Raw genomic sequence first — 10,577 nt, forward strand, 5'->3', positions numbered from 1 at the left:
ATGATGACGGACGCCGGGAACCGGCCCCCGGGAACCCGGCGCCGGCCCGCGCACGGACATCGGCCTGCGCACGGGTGCCGGACGCCGGGGGCTGGAGGACGGACGACGACGGCCGGCCACCTCGGGAGGTGACCGGCCGTCGTCGGGAGGGCACGCGGCCAGGGCCGCGAGGCGGGCTCAGCGGCTCAGGCGCCGGCCTTCTCGAAGCGCACGTCCGGGTGCCTCTCCTGCAGCTCCTCGAAGGTGAGGCCGTGCAGCTCGCGCACGGTCACCACGCCGGAGGGGTCCAGCAGCAGCACGGCCCGGTCCGAGTAGATCCGGGACACGCAGCCCACGCCGGTGAGCGGGAAGGTGCACTCGGCCATCAGCTTGCGGTCGCCCTTCTTCGTGAACAGGTCCATCATCACGTAGGTGTCCTTGGCGCCGATCGCCAGGTCCATGGCACCGCCCACGGCGGGGATGGCCCCGGGCTTGCCGGTGGACCAGTTGGCCAGGTCACCGGTGGCGGAGACCTGGTAGGCGCCCAGCACGCAGACGTCCAGGTGGCCGCCGCGCATCATGGCGAAGGAGTCGGCGTGGTGGAAGTAGGAGGCACCCGGCAGCTCGGTCACCGGGATCTTGCCGGCGTTGATCAGGTCCTCGTCGACCTGGTCACCGGTGGCCTCCGGGCCGAAGCCCAGCATGCCGTTCTCGGTGTGCAGCGTGACCTTCTTCTCCGGGGAGAGGTAGTTGGACACGGTGGTCGGCTGGCCGATGCCCAGGTTCACGAAGGAGCCCGGCGCGATGTCCTCGGCGATGACCCGGGCCAGTTCGTCCTGGGTCAGCGGGGTGTCGGTGCTGCGGAACGCCTGGACGTCCGCGGCCTCGGTGGTCTGCTCGCTCATCTCGCTCGTCCCCTTCACTTCTGGGCGGCCAGCTCGGCCGCGGTCTTGGTGGCCATGCAGGGCTTGGACCGCCCGGCGGCCAGGGCCTCGCGCTCCTCGCGCTCCTTCACGCCGGAACCGGTCGGGATCCCCACGACGGTGTCCACGTAGATCCCCGGGGTCACCACGTGCTCCGGGTTCAGCGGCTCGTCCAGGACCTCGTCCACCTGCACGATGGTGTGCGCGGCGGCGGTGGCCATGACGGGCCCGAAGTTGCGGGCGGTCTTGCGGTAGACCAGGTTGCCGTACGGGTCGGCGGCGTAGGCCTTGATCAGGGCGAAGTCGCCGCGGATCGGGGACTCCAGCACGTAGTGCTTGCCGTCGATCTCGCGGACCTCCTTGCCCTCGGCCAGCTGGGTGCCGTACCCGGTGGGGCTGAAGAAGCCGCCGATGCCGGCACCGGCGGCGCGCATGCGCTCGGCCAGGTTGCCCTGCGGCACGAGCTCCAGCTCGATCTCGCCGGCGCGGTACGCCTCGTCGAAGTGCCAGGAGTCGGACTGGCGCGGGAACGAGCAGATGATCTTGGCCACCCGCCGCTCCTTGATCAGCAGGGCCAGGCCGGCGTCGGCCTGCCCGGCGTTGTTGTTCACCACGGTCAGGCCGGTGGCACCGGAATCCATCAGCGCGTCGATCAGCTCCATCGGCTGGCCGGCGTTGCCGAATCCACCGATCAGCACCGTGGCGCCGTCGGTGATCCGGGAGACGGCCTCGGCAGCCGTGTCCACGAACTCAAGCATCGTTCCTCCTTGGGAAGGGTTGGTCTGTCAGGTCGGGTCTGGCCCACGACGCCGGCCGGCGCCCCGCGCTGCGAACGCGCCGGCCGGCGTCGGGGACCGGACGGGGTCAGCGGGCGTTGACGTTCTCCAGCACCACGGCGATGCCCTGGCCGACGCCGATGCACAGCGCGGCCACGCCCCAGCGGTCGCCGGACTCCTCGAGGCGGCGCGCCAGGGTGCCGAGCACGCGGGTGCCCGAGGCGCCGAGCGGGTGGCCGATGGCGATGGCCCCGCCCCAGGCGTTGACGATGGACAGGTCCACGCCCCAGGCGTCGGTGCAGGCCAGGGACTGGGCGGCGAAGGCCTCGTTGAGCTCCACCGCGGAGACGTCGTCCCAGGTGATGCCGGCCCGCTCCAGGGCCTTGTTGGCCGCGTCCACCGGCGCGTAGCCGAAGTACTGCGGCTCGTTGGCGGCGGTCGCGCGGCCGGCGATCCGGGCCAGCGGCTGCAGGCCCAGGATGTCGGCGGCCTTGTCCGAGCCGAGCCAGGCGGCGGAGGCGCCGTCGTTCATGGGCGAGGAGTTGCCGGCGGTGATCATGCCGTTCTCCTTGCGGAACACGGTGCGCAGCCCGGCCAGGGACTCGGCGGTGGAGTCCGGGCGGATGGTCTCGTCCCGGGCCAGGTCCACGTCCGGCACGGCGACGGTCAGGTTGTCGTACTTGCCCTCGTCCCAGGCCTTGGCGGAGAGCTGGTGCGAGTTCGCGGCGAACGCGTCCATCCGCTCACGGTCGATGCCGTACTTCTCCCGCAGCTGCTCGGTGGCCTCGCCCAGGGAGACGGTCCACTCCTTGGGCATGTTGCGGTTGACCAGGCGCCAGCCGAGGGTGGTGTTGGCCAGCTCCAGGTTGTGCATCGGGAAGGGACGCTCGGTCTTGGGCAGGACCCACGGGGCACGGGACATCGACTCGACGCCGCCGATGAGCATGAGGTCGGCCTCGCCGGTGTTGATCTGGCGGGAGGCGATGATGGCGGCGTCCAGCGAGGAGCCGCACAGCCGGTTCACGGTGGTGCCGGGGATGGAGGTGGGCAGCCCGGCCAACAGGGTGGCCATGCGGGCCACGTTGCGGTTCTCCTCGCCGGCGCCGTTGGCGTTGCCGAAGACGACCTCGTCGATCCGCGCCAGGTCGCTGCCGGCTCCCGTGCCCTGGGTGTCCGGGGCGTCGGGCAGCAGGCCGGCCAGCTTGGGGGCGCGCTTGACGGACTCGCGCACGACGACGGTGGCCAGGTCGTCCGGGCGGGTCTTGGCCAGCGCGCCGCCGACCTTGCCGAAGGGGGTGCGGACGGCGTCGTAGATGTAGGCGTCAGTCTGGGCAGTCATGGGATGACCTTCTCTCTGTTCGAACGACAGGCTACTGCGGTGGGCCGGGGACGGTCTGGGAGCCCGGGGAGGGCGACCGGCCCGGCGACGGTGGTGGGCTGCGGTGGGAGGTCGGGGTGCGGGTGGGGGCCCGGCCCGCCCCTAGAGCTCCTTGCCGGCGGCGAGGTCCTCGTCCACCTGGGTGAAGACCTCCTGGGCCAGCTTGAAGGCGATGTTGGCGGCGGGCACGGAGGAGTAGATGGCGGTCTGCAGCAGGATCTCCTTGATCTCCTCGCGGCTCAGGCCGTTGCGCAGCGCCGCCCGGATGTGCATGGCGGCCTCCTCCCAGTACCCGCCCGAGACCATCGCGGAGATGGTGACGGCCGAGCGCATCCGCCGGTCCAGGCCCGGGCGGGTCCAGATGGTCCCCCACGCGTACCGGGTGATGAGGTTCTGGAAGTCCTCGGTGGTCTCGTCCTTGTTCGACTCCGCGCGGTCCACGTGGGCGTTGCCCAGGACCTCGCGGCGCACGGCCATGCCGGCGTCGAGGACGTCCTGGCTCGTGGCGGACATGTCGTGCCCGATGGGCTGGGCGGTCTGCTGGATGTTCTCGCTCATGGAAGCTCCTGCTCTGTGAGGTCTCGTGCCGCGGGGGAATCGGGGTCGGGCGACGCGCGGGCCCGCACCTGCGGGGGCGGCGTCCCGCGGTGCGCGGGGGTGGCGTCCCGGGTGGGGCTCAGCCGGCGCGGACGGCCCCGAAGTGCTCCCGGAGGATGCGGGCGGTGTTCTCCGGGTCCTCGGTGGGCCCCTGGTGCGCCACGCCGTCCAGCACCACGGCGGTGCCGTGCTGGACCCCGGCGGCGATCTGCTCGGCGTCCGCCGGCGGGCAGACCCCGTCCACCGCGCCGTTGACGGCCAGGATCGGCGTGGTGATCTCGCCCAGGCGCTCGCGCACGTCGAACTGCGCCAGCGCCTCGCAGATCCGGGCGTAGGAGAACCGGTCGGCCTCCTGCAGGGTGTGCAGCAGGCGGGTCGAGCGGGCGGGGTGCTTCTCGATGAAGCCCGGGGCGAACCACTTCTCCGCCGAACCGGCGACCATGGACGGGGTGCCGGCCTTCTCGACGAACGCCGCGCGCTCGCGCCAGGCCTCCGGCACGCCGATCTTCGCGGCCGAGCAGATCACGGCGATGCCGTCGAACAGGTCGCCGTGGTCCAGGCCCAGCTGCAGGGCCACCTCGCCGTTGACCGAGACGCCGGCGTAGTAGACCTTGGCGCCGGCCGGGATCGTGCCGCTGGCGTGCTGGGCCCGGACCAGGTCCGCCACGGCGTTGGCCAGGTCGGCGATGGAGGTCGGCTCGTTGTGCGCCGGGGACTCACCGTGACCGGGCAGGTCCCAGCCGATGACCTGGAAGCGCTCCTCCAGCAGGTTCGCGGTGTCCTGCCACAGGGCATGCACCCCGGTGCCCAGGCCGGCGCCCACGAACAGGACGTCCTGGGGCTCTCCGAACGAGTCGACCTCGTTGGTCAGACGGCTCGCGGTGATCTCTGGTGTCGTCACTGGTGCTCCATTCCTTGTTCCTTGGGCTGCTGACGTCGTCGTCAGTCGTCGGGGTTCGTCGGTTCTCGTCGGCCGCCACCGGGCCTGCACACGCGGATCCGGCTGGGCGGGGGTGGTCGGTGGTCGGTCGCTGCTCGTGGTCCTCGGAGAGGCTCAGTCCTGGCCGGCCGCCAGGAACCCGCCGGCCGCGGCCACGAACCGGTCCACCAGGACCCCTGCCTCCCCGGTGTACTCCGCCGGGTCGAGCAGGCCGTCGAGCTGCGCGTCGGAGACGGACGGCGGCAGCTCGGCGCGCAGCAGGGTGCGGAAGTCGGGTTCGTCCGGGCCGCCGCCCAGGCTGCGGTCCACGATCGCCTGGAGCCGGGCCTTGCCGGATCCGGGCTCCCCACCGGCCTGCTCCTGCAGCACCGGGGCGAGCTCGGCCATGAGTCGTTCGGAGACCAGCAGCGGGCCCACGCGGTTCAGGTTCTCCGCCATCCGCGCGGTGTTCACCCGCAGTCCCGAGACCAGCTCCGCGGTCCGCTCGGCCGCGCCCCCGGCCTGGCGCATCAGGTGGCGCAGGGCCGGCCACTCGGCGTGCCAGCCCCCGTCCGGGCGTTCCTCGTTCGCGGCGCCGGCGGCGGTGAGCACCTGGGCCAGTGAGCCCGGTGCGGACAGGGCGCCGGAGTGGATCATCACGGAGAGCACGGGGTTCTGCTTGTGCGGCATCGCCGAGGACCCGCCGCGACCGGCGGCCAGCGGTTCACCGAGCTCCCCGTTCTCGATCCGGGCGGAGACCAGCACGTCATTGGCGAGCTTCCCGCAGGCGGCCACCACCTCGGCCAGGGCCGCGGCGATCCCGGTGACCGCCATCCGGTTGGTGTGCCAGGGCCCGGCCGGTGCGGCCAGCCCGAGCCGGTCCGCGAGGCGCTCGACGAGTTCGAAGGGGCCGAGGCCGGCGTCGAGGGTCCCCTGGCGGTGCGCCGAGGCCACGCGGCCGGACAGGGCCGCCATGGTGCCGGCGGCGCCGCCCCACTGGATCGGCAGCGCGGTGGTGGCGGCCTCCAGTCGCCGGCCGGCCTGGGTGAGCGCGGTCAGCCAGCCGGCGGCGCGCAGCCCGAAGGTCGAGGGCAACGAGTGCTGGGCCAGGGATCGGGCCACCATCGGGGTGTCCCGGTGCGTCCGCGCCAGGTCCACGAGGGCGGCGACGGCGGCGCGCAGGTCCGCCAGGATCGTCGCCGCGACGCGGGCGGACATCCGCATCATGGCGGTGTCCATGATGTCCTGGCTGGTGGCGCCGACGTGCAGGGCCCCGGTGACGCCCGCGTCCTGCGGGGCGGCCTCGGCGGCGCGGGCCCGCATGGCCTTGAGCACGGGGATCAGCGGGTTGCCGCCGTCCTGGCCGGCGTGGGCCAGCGCGGCGAGGTCGTACTGGGCGGGGTCCGCGCAGGCCTGGGCGGCGCGGGCGTGGGCGGCGGAGGTCATCCCCGCCTCGGCGAGCACCGCGGTCCAGGCGGCCTCGACCTCGAGCAGGTGACGCAGGTAGGCGGTGTCCGAGGACTGCGCGGCCACCATGGTCCCGGCGGAGAGCGGATCCAGCAGGCCGACGTCGGACTCCGGGTCCCGGACCGGGCGCGCCTCCGCGGCGTCCCGGACGGACTGCGACGCCGGCACGGCCCGGTCACTCGGACCCGGCTCGGCGGTGGAGGTCTCCGTCAACGCTGCTGGATCGGTCATCGGGTGGCGGGCTCCTGGGTCTGGCGGGTGTCTGGCGACGGGTCTGGCGGAGGGTGCGGACGGGCGTCCGGCGCGAGTCCGGACGGCGTCCTGGGGGTCGGCCGGAACGGGCCGGCCCCTCCTAGGCTATCGGCAACGATGGCCCGGTGGCCCGGATGCGTCCGCAGAATACCTGGAGCGCATCCGGGCCACCGGGCCCGTCGTCAGCGGGGCTGTGCGGTACGTCTCAGCGTCCGGCACCCCGGTGCGGGGGGATGCCGGACGCCGCCGCCCAGCCGGGCGCCGAGCACGGGGGTGCTCAGGCGTGGTCCGGGTACTCGATGCCCGGGAACTGCAGGAACACGGTCTCCTTCTCGCCCTGCAGGTGCACGTCGAACAGCAGGCTGCCGTCGGCCCGGCGCTCGGCGATCAGGGTGCTGCGGCGGTCCGCGTCCAGGGAGGACAGCAGGGCGTCCTTCTCCAGGGCGGCGGTGTCCTCCGGCAGGTAGATCCGGGTGTGCAGCTTGTTCAGCAGGCCGCGGGCGAAGACCACGAGGTGGATGAAGGGGGCCTTGCCCTCCTCGGTGGGTCCCGGGTTCACGGTGGAGAAGGTGTAGGTGCCCACGTTGTCCACGGTGGCCCGGCCCCAGCCGGTGAAGGTCCAGCCGTCACGGACCAGCGAACCGGTCTCCTGCGGGATCTGCCCCTCGGCGTCGGCCTGCCAGATCTCCAGCATGGCGTCCGGGATCGGGTCGCCGTTGCCGTCGTACACGGTGCCGGTCAGGCGCACGGCGTCCGGGCGGGCGGGGTTGACCAGGTGGTTGCCGTCGCGGAAGGGCAGGTGGACCTGCTCGAAGCCGTCGGCGTAGCCGAAGAACGGGCCGATGGTCTGGCCCGGGGTCGGCACGAGCCTCTCGTCGCCCGAGCGTGCCGCGTCCAGCTGGTTCTGATCAATGCGCATCGGTGTCGCCCTCCATCCAGGTTCGGTTGCTGCCGCTGAGCACGATGTCCCAGTAGTAGCCGGTGTTCCACTCGTGGGTGGAGACGTTGTGGTCGTAGGTGGCGACCAGCCGGTCGCGGGCCTTCTGGTCGGTGATCGACTGGTAGATCGGGTCCAGGCTGAACAGCGGGTCGCCCGGGAAGTACATCTGGGTGATCATCCGCTGGGTGAAGTCCGTGCCGAACAGCGAGAAGTGGATGTGGGCCGGGCGCCAGGCGTTGTGGTGGTTCTTCCACGGGTACGGGGCCGGCTTGATGGTGGTGAACTCATAGGAGCCGTCGTCACCGGTGATGGTGCGGCCCACGCCGGTGAAGTTCGGGTCCAGCGGAGCCGGGTGCTGGTCGCGCTTGTGCACGTAGCGGCCGGAGGCGTTGGCCTGCCAGATCTCCACGAGCTGGTTGCGCACCGGGCGGCCGTCGCCGTCCAGGATCTTGCCGCGCACGACGATCCGCTCGCCCAGCGGTTCCCCCTGGCCCTGGACGGTCAGGTCCGACTCCAGGGTGTGCACGTCGCGGTTGCCGAACGCCGGGGACCACAGCTCGATGGTCTCCGGGTCCGCGTGGTGCATGGACTTGGTGGGGTGGCGGTACAGCGAGCTGCGGTACGGCGGGAAGTTCACGCGCGGCTGGGTCTCCCCCGAGGCCGCGTCGTGGATCTCCTGCATCTCCGCGTTGATGGTCTCCTGGGAGTCCTGGGTCGCAGCGGGGTCGAGCACGTGGCTGTTGCTGAAGCTCTCCTCAGCAGGATCATGCTGGTCCTGGCTCACGGGCTGCTCCTTTCGGGTGGGGTTGGTGGAGGTGGGGTGGTTCAGGGGGCCGGTCCGGGGGCGCCGGTCAGGCGTGGGGCCAGCCGGTGTAGGACTCGGCGAGGTACTGCTGACCGTAACGGGACGAGGTGATCGTCTCCAGCTCCCCGAGCGCGCGCTTGGCCTCGAACGGGTTGGCGTCGGCGCGGGTGTGCAGCATGGAGGTCATCCAGTAGGAGAAGTTCTGCGCCTTCCAGACCCGCTTCAGGGCGGTGCCCGCGTAGGCGTCCAGCAGCTCGCGGGAACCGGAGGAGTAGAAGGACTCCAGCGCGTTGAACAGCACCTGCACGTCCGCGAACGCCAGGTTCAGGCCCTTGGCGCCGGTCGGCGGGACGGTGTGCGCGGCGTCGCCGGCCAGGAACATGTTGCCGTGGCGCATGGGCTCGCGGACGAAGGAGCGGAAGTTCAGCACGGTCTTGTCGAAGATCGGGCCCGTCTTCAGCTGCAGGCCGTCCGGGCCGTCCACGCGCTTCTGCAGTTCGGACCAGATGCGGTCGTCCGACCAGTCGTCCACGTTCTCGTCCGGGGCGCACTGGAAGTACATCCGCTGCACGGTCTCGGAACGCTGGGAGATGAGGGCGAAGCCGTCCGGGGAGTTCGCGTAGATCAGCTCCGGGGAGGACTTCGGGGCCTCGGTGAGGATGCCGAACCAGGCGAAGGGGTACTCGATCTTGAAGTCCTTGTGTCCCTGGGCCTCCCCCACCGCGCGGCGGCAGAAGGAGCGGGAGCCGTCCGCGCCCACGAGGACGTCGCACTGGACCTCGAACACCTCGTCCGGGTTCGCGCCCTCGGAGATGTCCTTGTAGCGGAACTTCGGGGTGTCCGTCTCCAGGTCGAGGACCTCGATGACCTCGGCCTCGAACCGGACGTCGCCGCCGTCGCGCTTCCGCGCCGCGGCCAGGTCCACGAAGACCTCGTTCTGGGCGTACAGGGTGACGGTGGCGTCCACCAGGTCCGGGAAGTTCAGCAGGTGGGACTCGCCGTTGAACCGCAGGTCGATGCCCTCGTGCTCGTCGCCGACGGTGAGCACGCGGCCGTCCACTCCGGTGTCCGTCAGCATCCGCACCGCCTGCTGCTCGAGGATGCCGGCGCGGTGGGTGTTCTTGATGGTCTCGTGGTCCCGCTTCTCCACGACGACGTTGTCGATGCCCTGCTGGGACAGCAGGTGGGAGAGCAGCAGGCCGGCCGGGCCGCCGCCGACGATACCGACCTGGGTGCGGGTGACTGTGGGGGTTTCTGCCATGCCAACTCCTTCGTTGTGCGGACGTTCGGGTCTGGCTCCAGTGTGATGGAGCGAACACCACCGCGCCGCGTCGATTCTCACTCGGTGAGAATGACGTCGGCGGCCGGTCCCCTCGCGTCCGTCCGCGAGCGCCCCGGACAGGCCCCGCTACTCGCGGGGCACCTCGACGGGGGGATGGTTCGGGTGGATCCGCTCCGCCCGGGGCAGGTCGTCCTGTGGACCCAGCGCCCTGCTGATGCCGCGGGCGGCCGCCAGCAGCATGGGGGCCAGCCCGGGCCGGAACTCCGAGCTCCGGGGCACCACCACGCCCAGGGCGGCGATCGTCTGGCCCTCCGGGGAGAGCACCGGCACGGCCACGCCGGTGGCCTCCGAGTCGATCTGCCCGTCCACCGACGCCCAGCCCTGGCGGCGGACCTCGGCCAACCGGGCCCGCAACTCCTGCTCCGTGGGGTTGACGACGCCCCGGGCGGACCCGCGCAGCGTCCCGCCGGCGGGGCCGGGCCGGCCCGCGGAGGAGGCGCCGCCGTCGTGCCACGTCTCCGCCAGGGGCAGGCCGAGCTCCGCGGCGTGCTCGGCCAGGAACGACTCGGCGACGTGCCGGCGGGCGAAGGCCAGCAGCACCAGCCCCAGCGCCGTGGTGAAGGTGGGCAGCCGGCCGGCGATGGTGGCCTGGTTCGGCACCGCACCGCGGGCGGAGAGCCGTTCCAGGACGAGCACCCCGGCGGGGTCCAGGACGGCGATCTGGGTGTGCTGGCGCAGCACCGCCTGGACGTCGTCCATGTAGGGCATCGCGGCCCGGCGCAGCGAGGTGCCCGGGGAGGACCGGGAGGCCAGCTCCCACAGCCTCATCCCGGGTCCGACGGCGCCGCCCTCCCCGCGCTCCAGCAGTCCCGCCGCGATGAGCCGGTCCACCCACCGGTAGGCGGTGGGCAGCGGGATGTCCGACCGGCGGGCCAGGGCGGCGACGGAGAGGGTGGGACGGTCGGCGTCGAAGGCACCGAGGATCCGGATCAGCCGGTCCAGGGTGCTGTCCCGCGGCGTCTCAGCGCTGGACACGGCGGGAGGCCCGGGCCTGGCCCCGGTCGCGGGGACCTCCGGAGGCGTCCGGGAGCGGGACGGACTCCCCGGCCAGGCGGCGCCGGCGTTCGCGGACGGGTTCCTCGAGGCCGGTCCCGGGCGGCGCCGGGGGGTGTCCGAGGCCGGGCAGGAGCCTCGAGCGCTCGGTGTAGAGCGCTCGGCCAGCCTCGTCGCGGGTCACCGGGTCGTGCGTCACAGCTCAA

At 72.4% G+C, this 10,577-nt stretch carries 11 protein-coding genes; all 11 read right to left on the reverse strand.

Features of this window, described 5'->3' with window-relative positions:
* Positions 1–185: 185 nt before the first annotated feature.
* Positions 186–884 carry a 3-oxoacid CoA-transferase subunit B gene (locus PLJ28_RS07565; protein WP_183529069.1) on the reverse strand — a complete coding sequence of 233 codons (699 nt, stop codon included), beginning with the start codon at positions 882–884 and terminating at the stop codon, positions 186–188.
* A gap of 14 nt (positions 885–898) precedes the next feature.
* Positions 899–1,660, reverse strand: coding sequence for a 3-oxoacid CoA-transferase subunit A (locus PLJ28_RS07570; RefSeq protein ID WP_183529070.1), 762 nt, complete (start codon positions 1,658–1,660; stop codon positions 899–901).
* A gap of 106 nt (positions 1,661–1,766) precedes the next feature.
* On the reverse strand, positions 1,767–3,017 hold the full coding sequence (locus PLJ28_RS07575) for a thiolase family protein (RefSeq protein WP_298044179.1): 1,251 nt from the start codon (positions 3,015–3,017) through the stop codon (positions 1,767–1,769).
* Positions 3,018–3,158: 141 nt separating this feature from the next.
* A complete protein-coding gene (pcaC, locus tag PLJ28_RS07580) occupies positions 3,159–3,614 on the reverse strand; it encodes a 4-carboxymuconolactone decarboxylase (RefSeq protein ID WP_298044178.1) in 456 nt (151 codons plus the stop codon).
* A gap of 118 nt (positions 3,615–3,732) precedes the next feature.
* On the reverse strand, positions 3,733–4,554 hold the full coding sequence (locus PLJ28_RS07585) for an alpha/beta fold hydrolase (RefSeq protein ID WP_298044177.1): 822 nt from the start codon (positions 4,552–4,554) through the stop codon (positions 3,733–3,735).
* A 153-nt stretch (positions 4,555–4,707) separates the two neighbouring features.
* Positions 4,708–6,270, reverse strand: coding sequence for a lyase family protein (locus PLJ28_RS07590; RefSeq protein WP_298044175.1), 1,563 nt, complete (start codon positions 6,268–6,270; stop codon positions 4,708–4,710).
* 298 nt (positions 6,271–6,568) lie between these two features.
* The gene (gene pcaG / locus PLJ28_RS07595; protein WP_298044174.1) at positions 6,569–7,210 is read right to left on the reverse strand and encodes a protocatechuate 3,4-dioxygenase subunit alpha; all 642 of its coding nucleotides are present in this window, start codon (positions 7,208–7,210) and stop codon (positions 6,569–6,571) included.
* Positions 7,200–8,015, reverse strand: coding sequence for a protocatechuate 3,4-dioxygenase subunit beta (gene pcaH, locus PLJ28_RS07600; RefSeq protein ID WP_502876462.1), 816 nt, complete (start codon positions 8,013–8,015; stop codon positions 7,200–7,202). The genes pcaG and pcaH overlap by 11 nt, the downstream gene beginning before the upstream one ends.
* 67 nt (positions 8,016–8,082) lie before the next feature.
* Positions 8,083–9,297 (reverse strand): 4-hydroxybenzoate 3-monooxygenase, encoded by a 1,215-nt coding sequence (locus PLJ28_RS07605; protein ID WP_324590011.1) that lies wholly within the window; start codon positions 9,295–9,297, stop codon positions 8,083–8,085.
* Between the two features lie 147 nt (positions 9,298–9,444).
* The gene (locus PLJ28_RS07610) at positions 9,445–10,353 is read right to left on the reverse strand and encodes an IclR family transcriptional regulator (protein ID WP_324590012.1); all 909 of its coding nucleotides are present in this window, start codon (positions 10,351–10,353) and stop codon (positions 9,445–9,447) included.
* Positions 10,340–10,555 carry a hypothetical protein gene (locus tag PLJ28_RS07615; RefSeq protein ID WP_324590013.1) on the reverse strand — a complete coding sequence of 72 codons (216 nt, stop codon included), beginning with the start codon at positions 10,553–10,555 and terminating at the stop codon, positions 10,340–10,342. The genes PLJ28_RS07610 and PLJ28_RS07615 overlap by 14 nt, the downstream gene beginning before the upstream one ends.
* Positions 10,556–10,577: the final 22 nt, after the last annotated feature.

It is taken from the genome of Citricoccus sp. (genome assembly GCF_035445025.1).
Classification (GTDB): Bacteria; Actinomycetota; Actinomycetes; order Actinomycetales; family Micrococcaceae; genus Citricoccus.

Coding starts and splice junctions, on each gene's coding strand:
- PLJ28_RS07565 (WP_183529069.1), bottom strand. CDS start 884: ATGAGCGAGCAGACCACCGAGGCCGCGGACGTCCAGGCGTTCCGCAGC.
- PLJ28_RS07570 (WP_183529070.1), bottom strand. CDS start 1,660: ATGCTTGAGTTCGTGGACACGGCTGCCGAGGCCGTCTCCCGGATCACC.
- PLJ28_RS07575 (WP_298044179.1), bottom strand. CDS start 3,017: ATGACTGCCCAGACTGACGCCTACATCTACGACGCCGTCCGCACCCCC.
- pcaC (WP_298044178.1), bottom strand. CDS start 3,614: ATGAGCGAGAACATCCAGCAGACCGCCCAGCCCATCGGGCACGACATG.
- PLJ28_RS07590 (WP_298044175.1), bottom strand. CDS start 6,270: ATGACCGATCCAGCAGCGTTGACGGAGACCTCCACCGCCGAGCCGGGT.
- pcaG (WP_298044174.1), bottom strand. CDS start 7,210: ATGCGCATTGATCAGAACCAGCTGGACGCGGCACGCTCGGGCGACGAG.
- PLJ28_RS07605 (WP_324590011.1), bottom strand. CDS start 9,297: ATGGCAGAAACCCCCACAGTCACCCGCACCCAGGTCGGTATCGTCGGC.